This is a genomic window from Bradyrhizobium sp. USDA3010, from assembly GCF_056429065.1.
Genome location: NZ_JBWJZD010000023.1, coordinates 86,447 through 105,483 on the forward strand (window position 1 = coordinate 86,447; position 19,037 = coordinate 105,483).

General features: G+C 62.2%; 24 protein-coding genes and 1 pseudogene. 10 read left to right on the plus strand and 15 right to left on the minus strand.

Features of this window, described 5'->3' with window-relative positions:
• Positions 1-60: 60 nt before the first annotated feature.
• From AC066Y_RS29025 to AC066Y_RS29045, 5 genes are read left to right on the plus strand one after another with little or no spacing between them, the layout of a single operon-like run.
• Positions 61-414, plus strand: a complete 354-nt coding sequence (locus AC066Y_RS29025) for a hypothetical protein (protein WP_478276848.1) — start codon at positions 61-63, stop codon at positions 412-414.
• Between the two features lies 1 nt (position 415).
• Positions 416-1,390, plus strand: a complete 975-nt coding sequence (gene coxB / locus AC066Y_RS29030) for a cytochrome c oxidase subunit II (protein WP_478276849.1) — start codon at positions 416-418, stop codon at positions 1,388-1,390.
• Positions 1,391-1,392: 2 nt separating this feature from the next.
• Positions 1,393-3,000 carry a cytochrome c oxidase subunit I gene (gene ctaD, locus AC066Y_RS29035; RefSeq protein ID WP_478276850.1) on the plus strand — a complete coding sequence of 536 codons (1,608 nt, stop codon included), beginning with the start codon at positions 1,393-1,395 and terminating at the stop codon, positions 2,998-3,000.
• The gene (locus AC066Y_RS29040; protein ID WP_478276851.1) at positions 2,993-3,637 is read left to right on the plus strand and encodes a cytochrome c oxidase subunit 3; all 645 of its coding nucleotides are present in this window, start codon (positions 2,993-2,995) and stop codon (positions 3,635-3,637) included. The genes ctaD and AC066Y_RS29040 overlap by 8 nt, the downstream gene beginning before the upstream one ends.
• Positions 3,634-3,912 (plus strand): cytochrome C oxidase subunit IV family protein, encoded by a 279-nt coding sequence (locus AC066Y_RS29045; RefSeq protein WP_478276852.1) that lies wholly within the window; start codon positions 3,634-3,636, stop codon positions 3,910-3,912. Before AC066Y_RS29040 ends, AC066Y_RS29045 begins: the two co-directional genes overlap by 4 nt.
• Positions 3,913-4,001: 89 nt before the next feature.
• On the opposite strand, the pseudogene AC066Y_RS29050 reads toward AC066Y_RS29045, so the two are convergent.
• Positions 4,002-4,736: pseudogene (locus AC066Y_RS29050) on the minus strand (c-type cytochrome); the annotation flags it as partial.
• Positions 4,737-4,842: 106 nt separating this feature from the next.
• On the minus strand, positions 4,843-5,046 hold the full coding sequence (locus tag AC066Y_RS29055) for a CsbD family protein (RefSeq protein ID WP_478276853.1): 204 nt from the start codon (positions 5,044-5,046) through the stop codon (positions 4,843-4,845).
• A 176-nt stretch (positions 5,047-5,222) separates the two neighbouring features.
• Between AC066Y_RS29055 and AC066Y_RS29060 the strand changes: the two genes are divergently transcribed.
• From AC066Y_RS29060 to AC066Y_RS29080, 5 genes are all read left to right on the plus strand, one after another.
• Positions 5,223-5,711 (plus strand): YciE/YciF ferroxidase family protein, encoded by a 489-nt coding sequence (locus AC066Y_RS29060; RefSeq protein WP_478276854.1) that lies wholly within the window; start codon positions 5,223-5,225, stop codon positions 5,709-5,711.
• Positions 5,712-5,722: 11 nt separating this feature from the next.
• On the plus strand, positions 5,723-6,259 hold the full coding sequence (locus tag AC066Y_RS29065) for a DUF4142 domain-containing protein (RefSeq protein ID WP_478276855.1): 537 nt from the start codon (positions 5,723-5,725) through the stop codon (positions 6,257-6,259).
• A 105-nt stretch (positions 6,260-6,364) separates the two neighbouring features.
• Positions 6,365-7,570 carry an MFS transporter gene (locus tag AC066Y_RS29070; RefSeq protein ID WP_478276856.1) on the plus strand — a complete coding sequence of 402 codons (1,206 nt, stop codon included), beginning with the start codon at positions 6,365-6,367 and terminating at the stop codon, positions 7,568-7,570.
• A 75-nt stretch (positions 7,571-7,645) separates the two neighbouring features.
• Positions 7,646-9,433, plus strand: a complete 1,788-nt coding sequence (locus tag AC066Y_RS29075) for a thiamine pyrophosphate-requiring protein (RefSeq protein WP_478276857.1) — start codon at positions 7,646-7,648, stop codon at positions 9,431-9,433.
• A 135-nt stretch (positions 9,434-9,568) separates the two neighbouring features.
• Positions 9,569-10,318 carry a DUF72 domain-containing protein gene (locus AC066Y_RS29080; RefSeq protein WP_478276858.1) on the plus strand — a complete coding sequence of 250 codons (750 nt, stop codon included), beginning with the start codon at positions 9,569-9,571 and terminating at the stop codon, positions 10,316-10,318.
• Between the two features lie 267 nt (positions 10,319-10,585).
• On the opposite strand, the gene AC066Y_RS29085 is transcribed toward AC066Y_RS29080, so the two are convergent.
• The 13 genes from AC066Y_RS29085 to AC066Y_RS29145 all read right to left on the minus strand — a co-directional run bounded on the left by AC066Y_RS29085 (position 10,586) and on the right by AC066Y_RS29145 (position 18,942).
• Positions 10,586-10,798: a hypothetical protein gene (locus tag AC066Y_RS29085; protein ID WP_478276859.1), complete on the minus strand. Its 213-nt coding sequence runs from the start codon at positions 10,796-10,798 to the stop codon at positions 10,586-10,588.
• A 37-nt stretch (positions 10,799-10,835) separates the two neighbouring features.
• On the minus strand, positions 10,836-10,979 hold the full coding sequence (locus AC066Y_RS29090; protein ID WP_478276860.1) for a hypothetical protein: 144 nt from the start codon (positions 10,977-10,979) through the stop codon (positions 10,836-10,838).
• A gap of 91 nt (positions 10,980-11,070) precedes the next feature.
• Complete coding sequence (locus AC066Y_RS29095) at positions 11,071-11,229, minus strand: hypothetical protein (protein ID WP_478276861.1); 159 nt, start codon at positions 11,227-11,229, stop codon at positions 11,071-11,073.
• A 261-nt stretch (positions 11,230-11,490) separates the two neighbouring features.
• Positions 11,491-12,834 carry a PQQ-dependent sugar dehydrogenase gene (locus tag AC066Y_RS29100; RefSeq protein WP_478276862.1) on the minus strand — a complete coding sequence of 448 codons (1,344 nt, stop codon included), beginning with the start codon at positions 12,832-12,834 and terminating at the stop codon, positions 11,491-11,493.
• Positions 12,834-13,307: a DUF2231 domain-containing protein gene (locus AC066Y_RS29105; RefSeq protein WP_478276863.1), complete on the minus strand. Its 474-nt coding sequence runs from the start codon at positions 13,305-13,307 to the stop codon at positions 12,834-12,836. Before AC066Y_RS29105 ends, AC066Y_RS29100 begins: the two co-directional genes overlap by 1 nt.
• A 331-nt stretch (positions 13,308-13,638) precedes the next feature.
• The gene (locus AC066Y_RS29110) at positions 13,639-14,199 is read right to left on the minus strand and encodes a type 1 glutamine amidotransferase domain-containing protein (RefSeq protein ID WP_478276864.1); all 561 of its coding nucleotides are present in this window, start codon (positions 14,197-14,199) and stop codon (positions 13,639-13,641) included.
• Positions 14,200-14,253: 54 nt separating this feature from the next.
• A complete protein-coding gene (locus AC066Y_RS29115; protein WP_478276865.1) occupies positions 14,254-14,484 on the minus strand; it encodes a hypothetical protein in 231 nt (76 codons plus the stop codon).
• A gap of 343 nt (positions 14,485-14,827) precedes the next feature.
• Positions 14,828-15,913 carry a YihY/virulence factor BrkB family protein gene (locus AC066Y_RS29120; protein ID WP_478276866.1) on the minus strand — a complete coding sequence of 362 codons (1,086 nt, stop codon included), beginning with the start codon at positions 15,911-15,913 and terminating at the stop codon, positions 14,828-14,830.
• 8 nt (positions 15,914-15,921) lie between these two features.
• Positions 15,922-16,419 carry a hypothetical protein gene (locus AC066Y_RS29125; protein ID WP_478276867.1) on the minus strand — a complete coding sequence of 166 codons (498 nt, stop codon included), beginning with the start codon at positions 16,417-16,419 and terminating at the stop codon, positions 15,922-15,924.
• Between the two features lie 650 nt (positions 16,420-17,069).
• Positions 17,070-17,291 (minus strand): hypothetical protein, encoded by a 222-nt coding sequence (locus AC066Y_RS29130; RefSeq protein ID WP_456657176.1) that lies wholly within the window; start codon positions 17,289-17,291, stop codon positions 17,070-17,072.
• Between the two features lie 33 nt (positions 17,292-17,324).
• Positions 17,325-18,173 carry a hypothetical protein gene (locus tag AC066Y_RS29135; RefSeq protein WP_478276868.1) on the minus strand — a complete coding sequence of 283 codons (849 nt, stop codon included), beginning with the start codon at positions 18,171-18,173 and terminating at the stop codon, positions 17,325-17,327.
• Positions 18,174-18,652: 479 nt separating this feature from the next.
• On the minus strand, positions 18,653-18,760 hold the full coding sequence (locus tag AC066Y_RS29140; RefSeq protein ID WP_478276869.1) for a DUF2934 domain-containing protein: 108 nt from the start codon (positions 18,758-18,760) through the stop codon (positions 18,653-18,655).
• Positions 18,761-18,762: 2 nt separating this feature from the next.
• On the minus strand, positions 18,763-18,942 hold the full coding sequence (locus AC066Y_RS29145) for a DUF3606 domain-containing protein (RefSeq protein ID WP_092117711.1): 180 nt from the start codon (positions 18,940-18,942) through the stop codon (positions 18,763-18,765).
• Positions 18,943-19,037: the final 95 nt, after the last annotated feature.

A 19,037-nucleotide genomic window follows, 5' to 3' on the forward strand; every position in this document is an offset into this window, starting at 1 on the left:
TCCAAACCGAGGAACACTGGGGCCTGCTCCGCATTGTCCGTGGGCGCAAGGGCTCAAACCATGGCTGAAACGGGCGGCTTCGACTACGAACGGTCGGACATCGAGACAAACGCCGTCGCCTGCATCGCAGCCGGCCTCGGCACGTTCGTGCTGATCGTCCCACTCGTGATGCCACTGATCTTTCCGCAATCGATGCGCCACGCCCGCCCCGCCGCGCGACCGACGCTCAGCGCGGACGCTCCTCCGCTCGAAGTTGCGCCATCCGACGAGCTTGAGCTTGTACGCCGTGAGGACGCCGAGATTGCTGATACCTACGTGTGGGTCGATCGCGACCACGGCATCGTGCGTGTCCCGGTCAAGCGCGCTGCCGAACTGTTGCTGCGAAGGGGCCTGCCCGGATGGCCCACGCAATGAGATGCCGTATGTCGCCAGCTCGGTCGCCGAAGGTGGCCTGAGCATGTGGCGCCAATGGATCCCGTTCTGGCACCCGGGCGTGTCTCCAGAGGGAGGCGACGTCGACCTGCTGTTCGTCGGCCTCCTGATCACCAGCGCCCTCGTGCTCGGCCTGCTGTTCTTCCTGATGGCCCTGTTTTGCGTCCGCTACCGCGCCGGCAACGAGGTGGACCGCGAGAATCACGAGGCCAAGAGCTGGCGCTGGGAGGTCAGCTGGACCACACTGTCTCTGCTCTGCTTCCTTGGCCTCTTCGTCTGGGGAGCCAGCGTCTACTTCGAAATCCACCGAAGGCCGCCCGACGAACTAACGACTTTCGTGGTCGCCACGCAGTGGATGTGGAAGGTTCAGCATCCCGGCGGACAGTCCGAGATCAACGCGTTGCACATGCCGGTCAATCGTCCGGTCCGGCTGGTGATGGCCTCACAGGACGTCATTCACAGCTTTTTCATTCCTGCCCTCCGGCTGAAGCACGACGTGGTTCCCGGACGATATCAGGACCTCGACATCACAGCGCAGAGAATCGGGCAGTATCACCTGTTCTGCGCCGAATATTGCGGCACTGACCATTCCGGAATGATCGGCGACATCGTGGTCATGGCGGAAGCCGATTTCGCCGCGTGGCTCTCGCAACAGGCGCCCGCGAGCCCGCTGGCGGACGAAGGCGCCGCGCTGTTCCGCCAACTCGGGTGCAGCGGCTGCCATAGCCCGGGCAGCAAGATCCATGCGCCGCAACTTGAGGGAGTCTACGGCAGCCCAGTGCCGCTGTCCGACGGAAGCACTGTGATCGCCGACGACAAATACATCCGCGACTCCATCCTGCTACCGCGCAGCCAGATCGCCGCGGGTTACGAGCCGCTAATGCCGTCCTTTGAGGGCAAGATAACGGAGGATCAGCTGCTCCGCCTGGTCCTCTACATTAAATCGCTAGGTCGATAGCCATGGCCGAAACCAATTACCTCACCGCTAACTATACGCTCCATTCGTGGTTCTTCACCATCGACCACAAGCGCATCGCGATCCTCTATTTCGCAAGTCTCACCCTGTTCTTTTTCATCGGCGGCGCGGCGGCGACCGCAATGCGGATCGAACTCGCCACGCCGCAGGCCGATCTCGTCAGCTCCGACATCTATAATCGGCTGTTCACCATGCATGGCATCATCATGGTGTGGTTCTTCCTGATCCCGTCGATCCCCAACACGCTCGGCAACTTCATCGTGCCGTTGATGATCGGCGCGCGCGACCTCGCCTTCCCGCGGCTCAACCTGTTGAGCTGGTACATCTTCATGCTTGGCGGCAGCGTGACGCTGTTTGCGATCCTGGCCGGCGGCATCGATACCGGCTGGACCTTCTACACCCCGTTCTCGACGCTCTATTCCAACAGCTATGTCATGGTCGCCGCCGCCGGCGTCTTCATCGCTGGCTTCTCGTCGATCCTGACCGGGCTGAACTTCATCGTCACCATTCACCGGCTGCGCGCCCCCGGACTGACCTGGTACCGGCTGCCGTTGTTTATTTGGTCGCTCTACGCGACATCGGTGATCCTCGTGCTCGCGACGCCGGTGCTGGCGATCACGCTGGTGCTGATCGCGGTCGAGCGCTACTTCGGCGTTGGTTTCTTCGACCCGCGGATCGGCGGTGATCCGCTGCTGTTCCAGCATTTGTTCTGGTTCTACTCGCATCCGGCGGTCTACATCATGATCCTGCCCGGCATGGGCGTAATCAACGAACTGATCTCCTGCTTTTCGCGCAAGCCGGTGTTCGGCTACAAGTTCGTGGCCTGGGCGAGCCTCGCGATCGCCGCGCTCGGCTTCCTGGTCTGGGGCCACCACATGTTCGTGGCTGGGCAATCCCTGATCGCGAGTCTCGTGTTCTCCTTCATGAGCTTCGTGGTTGCGGTGCCCTCCGCGATCAAGGTGTTCAACTGGACCGCTACCCTGCACAAGGGGTCACTGCGGTTCGACGCGCCGATGCTGTACGCACTGGCCTTCATCGGGCTGTTCACGATCGGCGGCCTGACCGGCCTGTTCCTCGCCTGCCTGGCCTTCGACGTACACGCCACCGATACCTATTTCGTGGTCGCGCATTTCCACTACATCATGGTTGGCGGCATGGTGACCGCCTATTTCGGCGGGATGCATTACTGGTGGCCGAAGATCACGGGCCGGCTTTATTCGGAATCCTGGGCGCGGGCCGCGGCGATCCTGATCTTCCTCGGGTTCAATCTGACATTCTTCCCGCAATTCGTGCTCGGCGCCGAGGGCATGCCGCGGCGCTACCACGTCTATCCGCCCGAATTCCAGGTCTGGAATGTGCTGTCGTCGGGCGGTGCCACCGTCCTCGCCGCGGCCTACCTGCTGCCGCTGTTCTACCTCGGCTATTCCGTGTTCTTCGGCGCCCGCGCGCCCGCCAATCCCTGGAACGCGCCGGGGCTCGAGTGGCAGACATCTTCGCCGCCGCCCGAGCACAATTTCGACATCCAGCCCGTCGTGACCCGCGCGCCCTACCAATACTCGCCCGAATTCGAGGCGGAGCCGCAGAATGCCTGACAGTCCCACCGTCGCCCCGCAATTCACCTCGGTCGCCCATCGCGATGAGACTGCCGAGCTCGGCATGTGGGTCTTCATCGCCACTGAGGTGCTGCTGTTCGGCGCTCTGCTGCTCGCCTATTTCGTCTATCGGCACGCCTACCTGCAGGGCTTTGCGACCGGCAGCCGGCACACCGAGATCGTGATCGGAACGGCGAACACCGCGATCCTGCTCACCTCCAGTTTCCTGGTTGCCTGGGCGGTCGAGATCTTTTCGGCAGAAACACGGAGATTGACGGCTCGGCTTCTCGCTGGAGCAACTTGCCTCGGGCTCGCCTTCATCGTGCTGAAGGGCATCGAGTATCACGGGGAGTACGAGGAGCACCTCGTGCCGGGACTCGATTTCCGGTTCACGGGCGAACTGGCCAACGGCGTCCAGCTGTTCTTCATCTTCTACTTCGTCGCGACCGCAATCCATGCCTTCCACATGATCATCGGCATCGGGCTGCTGACGATACTCGCGATCCTTTGCCGCAACGCCCCTTCGACCCGGCACCGCGCCGCGCTGCGCAGCGCGGCGCTATACTGGCACTTCGTTGATATCGTCTGGATATTCCTGTTTGCGCTGATCTATTTGCCGGGAAGGTCCGCCATATGATGACGCAATGGCGCCCCTCGCTTCCGCTGATTGCCGCCTGGCTTGGCCTGCTGGGTCTGCTCGCGCTGACCGTGACGATGGCCTATGTGCCGCTCGGCGCGGCGAATGCCGTGGTCGCGCTTGGCATCGGCATCATCAAGGCCGCACTGGTCGCCGCCATCTTCATGGAGCTGCGGCATCGGAATGCACTGACCCTGCTGTTTGCCAGCGCCGGATTGTTCTGGCTCGGCATCCTGCTCTGGCTCGGGCTGATGGATTTCCTGACCCGAACGTGAGGCCAGTTCGTTCTGGCGTGGAGCGCCGCACGTTCCGTCTTGACCTGCTCCTCGCTGACGGCTGGGCCTTTGCCCCAATAATTGCGAACGTAGCTGGCGACGGCAGCGACCTGCGCATCGTTGAGCTGCCAGCCGAACGCCGGCATGGCAGGTCCCGTCGGCACCCGGTCGGTCGCCACGCTCTGCGCGCCCTGCAGGATCACCCGCAACACCGTCGTCGGGTCGCCGGTGGCGGCGTGCGATAGGTCGGGAATCAGGTTCGGGACGCCGGTGCCGTCGGATTTGTGACACGCCGAGCAGAGGTCCTGGTAGGTCGCGCCACTGGCGGTGAGCTCCTCTTGAGATACTGCGCGAGATTGTCCATGGACCAGGATGCCAGCGGCCCCTCCCCGCTGGTGATGTCGGGCGCCACCCAGCGCTGCAGTATGTAGCCCCTGCAAGGTTCCCGTCGCGCCACGTGCGGCAACGTCAGAAACTTCCCCGGGTTCCTTGTTGGCCGTTCGCCATTTCGACGAGAGGCTCTCAATCGGTTCGCAGCTGCCTCGATCATTGACAGCCCAGACACGTACGATATCGGCCGTCGAAGCCCACAGCGCGTCCTCGGCAATAATGACGCGGTAGCCGACATTGATCGGCTGCCAGCACCGTGGCGAGTATGCAAGCATCGGTCTCGCCGCCCGAGACGATGAGCCACAGTTGGTGAACACGGCACATTCGGGTGCACAGTTCATCCGGGCGTCGCCCACGGCACCCCTGTTCCGAACAACTTTTGCATGTCCAGAGGTGCGGCGCACGCGAACCGGTGGGCTGAGAAGCTGTCCCATCGCTCAAACCTGCTCGCGACAGCGTCCTCCAACGCGGCGCATCGCCTTGCGTTCCAGTTCACGAAGGACGCAAGAAGGCCCGCCGAAGCGGAGCGTGAGAATGTGTTCACCACTTCTGACGGTCGTACCAGTCGTGCACCTCTTTTGTCGCCTGGTCCTTGGCGTAGCCATAGCGTTGCTGCAGGCGACCTTCGAGCTGGTCTTGCTTGCCGGCGATGACATCGAGGTCGTCGTCGGTGAGCTTGCCCCACTGCTCCTTGACCTTGCCCTTGACCTGCTTCCAGTTGCCTTCGACCCGATTCCAATCCATGCCGTTCTCCTTTGGGTATGTGTCCCCTCCAACTGACGCGTCGACACTTCGTTCCTTGACAGCCTTGCGGCAAAGCCACGCAAGTCCTGGTTTCGGCCGCCAGCCGTCACGGATAGGAACGAGGTTGTAGGACGCATGTTATGCGTACCGTCAACCCGCAATCACGGAGCTAATCCATGCCAGAGAAGGATCTCAGCGCACTCTTCCTCGATACCCTCAAGGACATCTACTACGCCGAAAAGCAGATCCTCAAGGCATTGCCGCGCATGGCCAAGGCCGCCGAGTCCGAGGATCTGCGTGCGGCATTCGAGAAGCATCATGACGAGACCGAAGGACAGATCGAACGGCTTGAGCAGATCTTCGATCTGATGGACAAGCCGGCACGCGGCAAGAAGTGCGATGCCATCGAGGGGATTCTCGACGAAGGCAAGGAGATCATGGCGGAGTACGCCGACACTCCGGCGCTCGATCCGGGCCTGGTTTCCGCAGCCCAGGCGGTCGAGCATTACGAGATTGCACGTTACGGCACATTGAAGGCTTGGGCGGACAAGCTCAGCATGAAGGACGCCGTCAAGCTCATCGACCAGACCCTGGCCGAGGAAAGGAAAACCGACGAAACGCTCACCAAGCTGGCCACCAGCGCAATCAACGCCGAAGCGGCCTGAGGAGGCGAGCGATGAAGCGAACCATTCTGGCGATTGCCATCGGCTGCGGGTTGACCTTACCCGTGCTGGCCCAATCGGTGGGTGAGAAAACCGGCGTCAACTCCGTCCTCGGCGTCGCGCCGAAGACGGAGGATTTCATCAAGGAAGCCGCCACGAGTGACATGCTGGAGATCGAGGCGGCGAAGATTGCCCAGCAGAAGGGAAATGCAGCGGAAAAGAAATTCGCCGGTCAGATGATCACTGACCATACCAAGACGAGCACGGAGTTGAAGGAGATGGTCAGCGGCGAGATGAAGTCGGCTTTGCCGACCGGCCTCGACGACAGCGCCGAGAAGAAGCTCGGGCGGCTGCGCGATGCGAAGGCGGACGATTTCGCCAGTGAGTACGACCCGATGCAGGTCAGCGCCCACAAGGATGCCGTCTCGCTGTTCGAACGCTACGCCAAGGGCGGCGATGATCCGAAGCTAAAGGATTGGGCCGGCAAGACCCTGCCCGCGCTCCAGCACCATCTCGCGATGGCACAGGACTTGGACAAGAACCGAAAGTAGTTGCCGATCGCCGATAGCCGCGGATCTCGCTGCCGGCGGTCTCGCCTGGAACGAACGCCCCGAGCGCGGATTGCCCCGCTATTCCGGCTTCATGAGGCAATTCGAATGGCGCAGCTTGACGGCATGCGCACCCGACGGGTGGAACTTCGACATACGGCGGCATTCGCTGCGGTTGGGATGCTGCTTGCCACAGCCTTCGGCCTCAGCACCCTGATCACGCCGCTGTACATGATTTATCAGAAGGCCTTTGGCTTCTCGCAGATTACCCTGACGCTGATCTATGCGGCCTATGTGATCGGCAATATAGCCGCACTGCTGTTGTTTGGCCGTGCATCCGACCGTGCCGGCCGGCGGGTGACGGCATTGTCGGCGATTGTGCTCCTGCTCCTCGCCGCTCTGGTCTTCCTTTTCGCCCGTGGCATCGCCTGGCTCTACATCGGCCGCATCCTCAGTGGCCTTGGGATTGGGCTTGCCAGCGGCACCGGCAATGCATGGCTCGCTGAGCTCGTCGGCGGGGCCGACAAAGGGCGCGCGGCCATCATAGGCACCAGCACCAATTTTCTCGGCCTCGGTGTAGCGGCGCTGCTGTCTGGGCTGCTCGCTCAATATGCACCGTGGCCGTTGCAGCTGTCGTTCGTTGTTTATCTCGTCGTCGCGTGCGCGGTCGCCGCGCTGATCTGGTTCACACCGGAAACCGTGCAGCATCCAGACCCTGGGCAGATCGAAATTCGCCCGAAACTGGCGTCGCCAAGAAAGGTCCAGGCTCAATTCGTGGCCCCGGCGATCACTGGCTTCGGCCTGATGGCGCTGGTCGGCTTTTATGCCTCCTTGATGCCCGCGATCCTGGCGCACGACCTTCACATCGAGAACCGTGCCGCCGCGGGTGCACTGCTGTTCGAACTTGCCATCGTCGTCGCGCTGGTCATCGTGGCAACGCGGACACTTGCCAGCCGGACCTCGATGCTGTGGTCGCTCGCGCTGATGATCCCCGCAGCCGCAGCGATCGTCATCGCGCAGGTTTTCGCATCGGCATGGGTCATGCTCGCGGCCACCACAGTTGTCGCTATATCCGCGGGGCTCGGCTACCGCGGCAGCCTTCAGGTGGTCAACCAAATCGCGCCCGACGACGAGCGCGCCGCCGTGGTTTCGACCTATTTCGTGTGCGGCTTCAGCGGCAATGCGCTGCCGGTGATCGGCGTCGGCGTGCTGTCGAGCCTTACCGATATGACCGTCGCCGACATCGCATTTTCGAGCATGATCGCGGCGTTCTCGGTGGTCGCGCTGATCTTCGGTCTGCTCCACCGGCACTGATCGCGGAACCCCTTGGATAGGAACGGCCGGCCGATCGAATCGTTCAACCCCAACGTCAGCCCGAGGTGGCCTCCCATGTCCAAAACTGTCAGCGACTTCATCGTCCACCGCCTGCACGATTGGGGCGTGCGGCACATCTTCGGCTACCCCGGCGACGGCATCAATGGCGTCTTCGGCGCACTCAATCGCGCAGGCGGCCGTATCGAATTCATCCAAGCGCGTCACGAGGAAATGGCCGCGTTCATGGCGTCGGCTTACGCAAAGTTCTCCGGGCGTCTCGGCGTATGCATTGCGACATCGGGGCCGGGAGCCTCTCATCTCACAACCGGGCTTTATGACGCGCTGCTGGACCATCAGCCGGTGCTCGCCCTCGTCGGCCAGCAGGCGCGCAATGCGCTTGGCGGCCAGTACCAGCAGGAACTCGACCTCGTCTCGATGTTCAAGGATGTAGCCAGCGCCTATGTCGCCCAGGCGTCTACGCCTGCGCAGGTCCGCCATTTAATCGACCGCGCGGCGCGCATCGCGCTGGCCCGCCGCACCGTGACCGCGGTGATCCTTCCAAACGACCTGCAGGAAGAGGCCTACCAGGACCCGCCGCGCGCCCATGGCACGCTGCGCTCCAGCATCGGATACACCCCGCCCCGCGTCGTCCCGCATGAAGCTGACCTCGACCACGCCGCGGACATTCTTAATGCGGGCAAGAAAGTTGCCATGCTGATTGGAGCCGGGGCGCTTGGTGCGACCGAAGAGGTCATCGCTGTCTCGGACCGGCTGTCCGCCGGCTGTGCGAAGGCGTTGCTTGGAAAGGCCGTCCTGCCCGACGACCTTTCTTGGGTCACCGGCTCGATCGGACTGCTCGGCACCGAGCCGAGTTACGACCTGATGATGGAGTGCGACACGTTATTGATGGTCGGCTCCGCCTTCCCCTATTCCAAATTTCTGCCCAAGGAAGGCAGCGCCCGCGGCGTGCAGATCGACATCGATGCCAGCATGCTGTCGATCCGCTTTCCGATGGAGGTCGGCCTCGTCGGCGACGCCGCCGAGACACTGCGCGCCTTGCTGCCGCGGCTGAAGCAGAAGAGCCCGGACGGCTGGCGAAAGTCGATCGAGGGCAAGGTCCGCGAGTGGTGGACGACACTGGAGGATCGCGCGCGGCAGCCCGCCAAGCCGGTCAATCCGCAGCGCGTCACCTGGGAGCTGTCGCCCCGCATTCCCGACCGCGCCATCATCACCAGCGATTCCGGCTCCTGCGCTAACTGGTTTGCCCGTGACCTCAAGATGCGGCACGGCATGAACGCCTCGCTTTCGGGCGGCTTAGCCTCGATGGGAGCAGCGGTCCCCTACGCGATCGCGGCCAAATATGCTGCCCCCGACCGTCCCGTGATTGCCCTCGTCGGCGACGGCGCCATGCAAATGAACAATATGGCGGAGCTGATCACGGTCGCGAAATACTGGCGGCAGTGGAAAGACCATCGTTGGATCGTCTGCGTGTTCAACAATGAGGACCTCAATCAGGTCACTTGGGAGCAACGGATCATCAATGCCGACCCGAAGTTCGAAGCGTCGCAGCGGATCCCAAATGTCTCGTATTCACGCTTTGCTGAGATGATCGGACTGCGCGGCATCTATGTCGATCGATCCGATCTCGTCGGGCCGGCCTGGGATCAGGCCCTCGCAAGCGACGTCCCAGTGGTGCTCGAGGTGAAGACCGATCCGGAGGTGCCGCCACTTCCGCCGCACATCACGCTGGAGCAGGCCAAGAACTTCTCCATTGCCTTGGCCAAGGGCGATCCCAACGAGGTTGGCGTGATCCGTGGTGCCGCACGGCAGGTACTGGAGACGATCCTTCCGGGGAAGGAGTGAAAGGACCGCGGAGGCATGATTGCGACCGAACGAGCCCCTTCCCTGCGGTCGCTCGGTGCTCGGGCGGAAAGCCGACGTTTGCCGACCGCAGCGGGATCACCAAAGACGACTTCGTTAACTAGCCCGGACCGTGGCATGACGCGCATCCTGATTGGGACCTCCGGCTGGCACTATTCGTCTTGGCGCGGGTCATTCTTTCCGAAGGGGATGCCGCTCAATCAGCAGCTCGACTATTACGCGACCCAGTTCCGGACCACGGAGCTGAACGGCGTGTTCTACCGCACGCCGACGGCAAAGACAGTCACCGGTTGGCACGATGCGACGGGTGCGGATTTCGTCTTCGCCTGGAAGGCCTCAAAGTTCATCACGCACTGGAAGCGCCTCTCCGCGAACTCGGTCAACAGCCTTGAATTGCTCGAAGACCGTCTATTCCTGCTGCGCAACAAGGTGGGTCCGATCCTGTTTCAGCTTCCGGCCAATTTCACGATCGACGCCGATCGGCTGGCGTCGTTTCTGAAATTACTGAAGCGGCGACGGCGCTACGCCTTCGAATTCCGTCACCCGAGCTGGTACGCGCCGCGCATCCTGAAGCTCCTGGCGACCCGCAACATCGCACTCTGCATTTCCGATCATCACGACGCGCCGGCGCCTTGGAAGCGGACAGCCGACTTTGTCTATGTTCGCGGCCATGGTCCAGGGGGCCGATACAGCGGCCACTACAAGCGGGCGGTGCTGTCCGACTGGGCGGAGCGCATCCGCGGCTGGAAACGGCGGGGATGCGACGTTTATGTCTATTTCGACAACGACCAAAAAGGCGCGGCGCCGACCGACGCCAGACGGCTTTGCGAACTGCTTGGGCCGGCGCCTCCGCGATCAACGCGCTAAACTGAGCGAGCCGCTGCACTGCAGGGGCCGATTTCAGGAGCAGCGACGCCATGACGGCGCCGCTTGCGTCGACTATCTCTTTGATGTCGCTTTCCGCTCCGCGGCCATTGATCGCGGGGCGGAGTGTGCTTAGAGGCTCGTCGATGGCCAGTTACCTTCCGTGGATTTTGATCACCGGAGGTTCGTGACGCTGGTCATGGCGCTGCTTTGGCGAGCCAATTCTGTCGGCTCCGACTGGTCAGCCGGCTCACCGAGCGCGCCGGACTATTAGCTTGGCCGCTTGGTCAGGGCCGCCTCGCCCTCCTCGCGACCGGGCACGCTGAGATGGACCTCGTGCCCCATCCTGATCGCCAGCGCCGCGGCGGCTGCTGCCGACTCGAACGCCGCCTCTTTGGTGGCGTATCCGCCGTTGACATTGCCATCATGCAGGACGCCCCATTCTTCACCGGCGGCGACCACCGCATATTGAGCCAATCCCATCATGTCCTCCTAAGTCAGGAAAGCGCTGTGTCATGTCTCATTCCAATCTCTCGCGGACAACCTCGTCGCCGGCCTGGACCGACCGCCTGTTGCGGAAATGATGCTGCAGCACTGCGAAAATCAGCGCGGTGAGCAGCACAAGCGCTGCGATGCCGCAGATGATTTCCAGACCCATATCCATAGATCACTCCGGAGATTGCCGAACGTCCGGCTGAGGGGTCGCCTGTTCGAACGCCGCGATTCATAGGCCGGTGACCGTTGGTTCGCCCCTGTCATTGCGTGTTCGATTCATGCCATTTTTCAAGGTCCGGGGTCTCGTCTTTGGAGCGTTGCTCCTTCTCGGGATTGCCTTTCCACGGCTTATCGGTTTGCGCATGCGAACCCCAGTCGCTCGAGCGCCCGGACTCCTCCGTCACGGGTTTCTTGCTCATGACGATCTCCTCAAGATTCATGACGATCTCTCAAGAGGAGAAAGCCCCGACATTCGGATGCGTTCCTAAACCTTCCGTTCAGGGCCTCCCACGACCAGGCCGGCGATCATCATTACGAATACGTCCAGGTCGATCCTGACGTTGATCGACAGTTCCCCGCCTTCTGTATTTTCGCTTCCATCGACTCTTCGTCGAGCGGATCGAGACTGTCAGCCGATACGAATCCCCAATCGGGGTTCGTCGCGGCCGTTGAGCGAGCCCTCAGGGTTGACCCGAGCCGGTCACGCGCCACACGGTGTTGCCGACGTCGTCGGCAATCAACAGGGCGCCGGATTTGTCGATCGCCAATCCCACCGGCCGGCCGCGGGACTTCTCATCTTCATTGAGAAAGCCTGTTACGACGTCCAGGGCCGGTCCGTTCGGATGGCCATCTGCGAACGGCACATAGACAACCTTGTAGCCATTGAGTTGCGGTCGGTTCCAGCTGCCGTGCTCGCCGATGAAGGCACCGCCGCGATAGGCCGATGGCAGGCTGGCTCCGGCGGAGAAAGCAAGCCCGAGCGGCGCGACATGCGAGCTCAATGCATAATCCGGCGCAATTGCCTTCAATAGGAGATCCGGTCGCTGCGGCTCTACCCTCGGATCGACATTCTGACCGAAATAGCTATAGGGCCACCCGTAAAAGCCACCGTCCTTCACCGACGTCAGGTAGTCCGGCACGAGATTCGGACCGATCTCGTCGCGCTCGTTGACAACAGCCCACAGCTGGTGGCTTTGCGGCTCGAATGTCAGACCATTCGGATTTCGGAGCCCGCTGGCGAATATCCGCCACCGACCCGTGGTGCGCTCGACCTCGAGGATCGCCGCACGGTTCTTCTCCGCCTCGATACCATTCTCGGTGATGTTGCTGTTGGAGCCAACACCGACATAGAGCAGCGCGCCGTCCGGGCTTGCCACCAGGCTCTTCGTCCAATGATGGTCGATCGGTCCGCCCGGCAGCTGAATCAGAGTCTGACCGGGCCCGGTGATCTTGGTATCGCCCTCGTGATACGGATAACGGACGATCGCGTCGGTATTAGCGATATAGAGATCATTGCCGACCAAAGCGACGCCGAACGGCGAGTGCAGGTGATCGAGGAAAACGCTCTGCATCTCCGGCTTGCCGTCACCATTGGCGTCGCGCAGCAGCGTGATGCGATTGCTTTCCCCGGTGTCACCGCCGGACGTCGCCCATGACTCCACCCATTTCATGATGAAGTCCTTCGGCCGCTTGATCGGTTCGGTCCCTGGTGCCTTGGATTCGACCACCAGGATGTCGCCGTTGGGGAGGACGAAGAGCGAGCGGGGATGTTGCAGGCCGGTAGCGAGTGCGTTGATCTGCAGGTCGTCCGGCACTTTGGGCTTCTCGCCCTGCTTCCAGCCAACAACCGAAGCGACATGCATCGGCGGCACCAGATATTGCTGCAGCGCCGGCAGATCGGGCCGCGCACCGATCTGGGTTTTCGGGTCGGGGGCCGTCTCCCTGCTGCAGCCAGCAAGTCCCAGCCCGGCCGTCAGCGCTCCGACCAGTGCGATGCGAGTTACGTTTGTCGGATCAAATCGCATCAGTCCGCCACTCCGACCCGATACCGATAGACCATGGCCCAGCCGAGCCAGCCCGTGAACAGCATGACGAGGACCGTCAGCGCCGACAGCACCAGACCGGTCGGCACCACCGACGTCCAAGCGTCGCGACTGTGGATTAACGCGTTAAACAGCGCGAGCAGCATAACGACGACGTTGCCGACCATGTGCAACCAGGCATAAGGCAGCCCGCGGATCAGGCGATTACCCAGGAAATCAATCAGGCCGGCGATTGCGGCAAAACCGCCCATGATCAGTCCCGCGAACAACAACCAGGCCGAGAAATCCGCCCACATCATTTCGGCCGTGCGCCAGTAAGTAATGTCGGTCACCAACGTGCCGACGAAGCAGGCGATCGGAAATGGCACCAGCATGGGATGGAGGGGATGGATGCCAATTTTTGCCGTAGAGGCGGGATTGATAGAGCGCGTGGTGACAGTCACGACCTCGTGCATTTGCGCACCTCCGAAAAAAGCCCAACGGCGCGCTCAGAGCGATGTTCCTAAGGTGTGTGCGGCCTCGTCCCGGCACACATTCTCGTCTACGTTTTCATAGGATAGATGCGAACCACGCTTCGGCTGTCCGAAGCGGGCTGTCAAGCCGCCGTCCGGCACATCTCCGCGCCTGCCATCATCAAGCGGAAATGTATCAAGCGGAAATGTGCAGGCCCAACGTGCTTGCCACCGGTGACGGGGCAATGGTTCATCGCCGCGGCAAGGCAGGCCTTGGAATAGGCGAGCCTCGGCGCATCGGGTCATCTCATCCGAGAACGCTATGACTGCCGCCTCACGCGGCGCTGCGTTGTGTATGCCGGCCTTCTCTCACCTCCTCGATGATCTTAGCGCTGAAGGCCTCAAGATCTCCAGGATTTCGAGAAGTCACGAGGCCCTGGTCGACGACTACCTCGGCGTCCTCCCAGATTGCGCCGGCATTCGCCACGTCGGTCTTGATCGACTTGTAGGAGGTCATCTTGCGGCCCCTGGCGATCCCGGTCTCGATCAACAGCCAGGGCGCATGACAGACCGCTGCGACGATCTTCTTCGCGTCGAACATATCCTTGATGAACTTCAGCGCCTTGGGTTCGACACGCAGCAGGTCTGGATTGATCTGTCCGCCCGGCAGGACGACCGCGTCGTAATCTGAAGCTGCCGCTTGATCCAGCGTTTTGTCGACGTTGACCGGACGTCCCCAATCCTTCTTGTCCCATCCCCTGATCTCGCCCGCGGCGATCGACACGATTTCGACCGTGGCGCCGGCCTTTTTCAGGCGATCGCGCGGCACCTCGAGCTCCGACTGTTCAAAGCCATGCGTTGCGAGGATAGCAATTTTCTTGCCATTCAGATTCATGAGTTGCTCCGTTGGCGTTCTTCACCGGTCCATGATCAAGGCGAAGCGGCACAGCTATCTGACGTCCTGCGATGGCGAGCGTAATGCCTCCGTCAGCAACCGTCGCAAGTAGCGCAGCCCGTCAACGGTCAGCCTGGTTTCTCTCACCTCGCCCTTCGCGACCTCCGCCTCGAGAAACGTCTCAAGCTCGGGAAGCGCACAATCGAACTTGTCTGCGATGCCCATTAGCTCGCAGGTTTCCTTGATGCGCTCGATCGGTCTTTCCAGCACGTTGACCTGAACCATTTGGCTCAAGCGCGGGTGCTGTTATTGGTTCCTATGTACATCGCAACTTACGCGGTTGCGAAAAATAGCAACCACCTCGGCATCATGCGGCGGTCACGTGCGTTTATGGAACATGCGCCATCGCCAGGCAAAAGCGTCCGCCGCGCTTCCGGAATGGTTGCGCGGTCGCTGAACGGAACAAGGCGTTGGGCGTTCGCTCAGCTCCGCACTCGGCGGCCGGATCGCACAATGGATCGGCTACGGCCCAGCCTTCTTGGTGCGCGGTGGATTGGGACTCCTGTCGGTTGCGATCTGGATCGCTTTCCGGTCAATCGTGCGGCGGTACTAGACAGTGAGCGTCTTGCTATGACGCCCTGCCAACCGTATCCGCCATCCTTGCGCCCCGCGCCCCGAGGGGCTTGCCGCGACCCTCGGTCGAATCGATAGCGGTCTGATGCTCGATCTCCGAATTCAATTCTGCGCCACACAGCACGATGATAGCGGACATCCACATCCAGGTCATCAGGCCAATGGCCGCGCCGAGCGAGCCATAGGTTGCGCCGTAATTTCCAAAGTTTGCAAGATACCAGGAGAGCAGCCCGGAACCGATCAGCCATAGGAGAGCCGCCGCGAGGGCACCGACGCTGAGCCATTGCCAGCGCGGCTTGGCTCGGCTGGGGCCATAGCGGTAAAGCACCGCAAGCGCCGTTAGGAGTAGGAGCAGCAAGATCGGCCACCGTCCGAACCGGACGATAAGCTCGGCCCGTGTGCCCAGGCCAAACTGCTGCAGCAGAAGGGGCACGACGACCACAGCTCCGACCATCAGCATGATCGAGATCAGAGCTGCGACGGTGAATGAGAGGGATATCAGATTGAGCTTGAAGAAGCCACGCTTCTCCTTCTCGTCGTAGACGACGTTAAGCGCGTCGAAGATCGCTTTCATGCCGGCATTGGCGCTCCAGATCGCAACCAGCAGACCGACCACAAAGGTCAGGCCGAGCGTCGAGGTGCCCTTCGCCAGCACGCGGGCGATCTGGTCCTGGACGATCGCAAACGAACCTTCCGGAAGCATCAGGGCGAGGCTTTGCAGATTGGACGAGATCGTCGACGGATCGGCGAACAGGCCGTAACTCGACACCAACGCGGTGATGGCCGGGAAGACCGCCAGCAGGCCGTAGAACACGACGCCGGCGGCGGTCGCCAGCAGCCGGTCCTCGTCGATCTGCTGATAGGTTCGCAGCAGAATATCTTTCCACCCCGCGGCCGGAATCTGAAGCGGCGTCTCAGCCAGCCGTCCACGATCCTGTGCTTCGGCCAATGCGGGCTCGACGCATTGCTCGCGTTCGACCGGCGCCTCCCGCCGCGAGATATGTCGATAAATCGCGAGGGTTGCCAGAGCCGTCGCACCGGCAAGCATCAGGTCGTTTGGCCAACTGGAGCGCTGTGCCATCGCTAGTCCTAAATGCCGTCGTGCCGCCGCTTGAAGCGCGATGCGGCGAACCAGCCGACGAGCATGATTGCAGCCCCGGCGGCCAGCACCTGGGTCTTCGGGTCGACGGCTGCCCCCGATCCCGACCGGGAGGTAGCGATCAGCCGCGCCGCGACGGGCACTGCGATGGCACGCTTGAGCATGTCGGACTGCCGGCTGGGGCGCGGCACCGCCGGCGCTGGGCGGGCGAGCAGAATACGACCCGCCAGCAGCCCAACAAGCCCGAGCAACAGAAAGGCGCCTCCGACCACCGCGTATGCGATCCAGATGTCGTAGCGCATCTCAAGGGCGTCAAAAGCCGCGCCAATCCCGATCCCGATCGCAATCAAGAGCGAGACCGCGCCGAACAGCATGACTCCGCACGCCACCGCGTAGCCGGTCACCAGGCGTCCGATCCAATGTCGCAAGTCCCCGAGATAGGAGCGGAAGATCAGGCTCAGCGAAGGCGATCGGGTATTGGCGCCCATGGCGATATCCAATGCAAGTCGGCATCCGACAACCCGGCAGGATCATCGACGTTCCCCACCCCGCCGCTCGAGACGGCTCCGGCCGGGCGGCGCCGGAATCGGTGAGCATGGCAGTGACGAGGTCCCATGAGCCGCTGCTTGACGGCGTCGGCGTCGGCCGGCTACCACGTTCCCGCCACGTGGCCGGTCGCCAACCGAGTGCCTAGCTGATCGGAGCGAGATGCGTGCGCGGCGGCAGGGAACTTGAGAACGGCCTAGCAACCATGAGGGCCGCGCGCTCGTCGGTTTCGAGCGCGATCTTCTGGGCAAGCATCACATCGCCCGGCACCAGGCAACCGACCGGCCGAAAGCACCAGCCGACCACAATGCGGCCTGTGTCGTCCTATTTCATAGACGTTGGTCGATGTCCCGTAGCAAATTCGATATCGGCTGCCCGACTCCGAGCCAACGACGTCGAAGCGGTTGCATTTTTCGAACTGCGAGCGCTGCTCGGGCGACAACCATGCGGACATCAGCGCCAGCCCGCGCGCCTCGTTTCGTTCGTGGGCTTGCCAGCGCTCCCAAATCGCGGATAGCGTCGCACGCAGCGTACCGACGGCGCGCCGCAAGCGGACAGTAGAGGCACGGTGCGCAGACGGGCCATCATGGCCTTATCCGCCGACCAGCCTTGGATAGAACAAGGTTTCCTCGGCGGTCGGATCCAGCGCCCGGACGAGCGCGGCTTCGCCGTGCGATCTCCGCACTGCGGCGGTGTAGCCATCCGACGTCAGTTCGGCAAAGCGCGCGTTCGCCCAGGCGAGTTGCTCGCTGTCACTCGGATCGAAATAATGGCGAGTGTCGCCGGTGTGGTCCATGATCAAGATCGTTGCCATCTCTGTCTTCCTCGGGCACGTGCAATCAACGATTCAAACGCTCGGTACGGCCGTGGTTGGCCTACTATCTATCCACTCCGGCAGTGGTGCGCCATCGCGGTGGCGACCTCCGGCGCAGGCCGCAACCCAAGCTGCGACCGCGCCGCACAGCAGCGCCGCCGCAGCCGAGAATGCCAGGATCACCGAGCTGCGCCGCGACCGCTGGATGGCGGTTCTGGCATCACCCATGACGCTGTCGACGCGCCTTTCGGCGTCGGCAGCCGGCAACCCCGTCGCCGCCGCAACCTGCTGGATCAGATAGCTGTGATCTTCGGTGCTCACGCCGCTATGGCCGGAGCTAGTCAATAGAATGCGGCCCGCCTCAGCCCGTTCGTAACCGATGTCAATATTGGCCGGACGTCGTGGCGACCGGTACAGCCGGTCAAGCTCGGCACTCAGCAACGGCTCCGCCGCCGTGGCCGACGGCCGATTCTGGATCGTCGGACGCGCGGCCGATAGTCCGACCAGCGCAACAACCGCCGCCCCGACGATGACCGCGAGCGCCCAGGCGGTCAGACCATGAAGCCCGTCGCTGCTTTCGATCACGTCGGCCGGCGTCGCGCCGATCGCCTGCTGCGCGCGGCCGGCAATATAGCCGCCGACGCCGAAGCTCACCAGCGCCTGCAGGACCAAGTACAGCCCGGACAGCAACGCGAGCGCAGACGATGCATCGCGCCATGAAGGTGAACTCGAGCTAACGCCCAAGCCGATTGCAGCGCCGAAGCTGATCAAGATCAGCGACAGAGCAGCTGCGGCGAGCGCACCCGCGAAGACCGGGCTCCATTGCAGGCGCAAGCCGCCCTTGTTGTCGACGACGTCGGCAACACTTTGGTGACTGTCCATGATGTACCTACCGCAATCCAAAGAACGACAGTACCGCAAGGATGACCACGATCAGTCCCACCAGGTAAATCAGCTGGTTCATGCAAGCCTCCTCCGCTCAAATCGTCCTGACAATCTGGCCGGGAAACCAAAAGTTCCTATGCGGGCCAACAAGCCCGATGCGCGGATGAACACTCGCGAGCGGATAGTAACTCCGCAGAAGTTGAAACTGGCGCGTGGTACAGCTGTTGGTGGAGAACGATCCTGCTGTTGACGAGGAAGACGGCCAGATTCCTCATAAGGGCTATCGAGTCGCGAGCCTTCGCGAATGCGAACCTCAGACCAATTGGAAACTGGCCATCGCGCCTGAAGCGCCATGACGGTTCGCTACCCAACCCAAGCGGTTCAAAATTGGACGGGTGAATTGATCACCCCGGAAGCGTGGTCCTGTTGGGTTGGTCGATCTCCGTCGGCGCGTCAGGGCTCTCGCGTTCTGCATTTTACTCGACTTCCGCCGCGTGCCAGAATTCGGTGTCCCGGCCTTCTGGCTTCCCAGCTCTCTCCCAGAGCAGGTGCGCGTAGTCTCGTATCTGCTGTTCGGTCGCCATGCCTACTCCTTGATGCCCAACTCTTTGCGCACCGTCGCTGCAGAATTCCCGACCTTGTCGACGGCCTTCTGAAGCTCTTCCTTCGACACGCCAAGCGCATGAGTCCAGTATTTGACCTCAAACGGCTCGTGCATGTTGATCTTCGACCGGTCCGGCTGTTCTTTTTTCGTCAGATTGTCCATCGGCCCTTCGTTATTTCACACGGCGCATTCGGGACGGCTTTGGTCCACGCAAATACCTCACTGCCTCGACCGCGACGACGTTTTCTTCGCCGGCT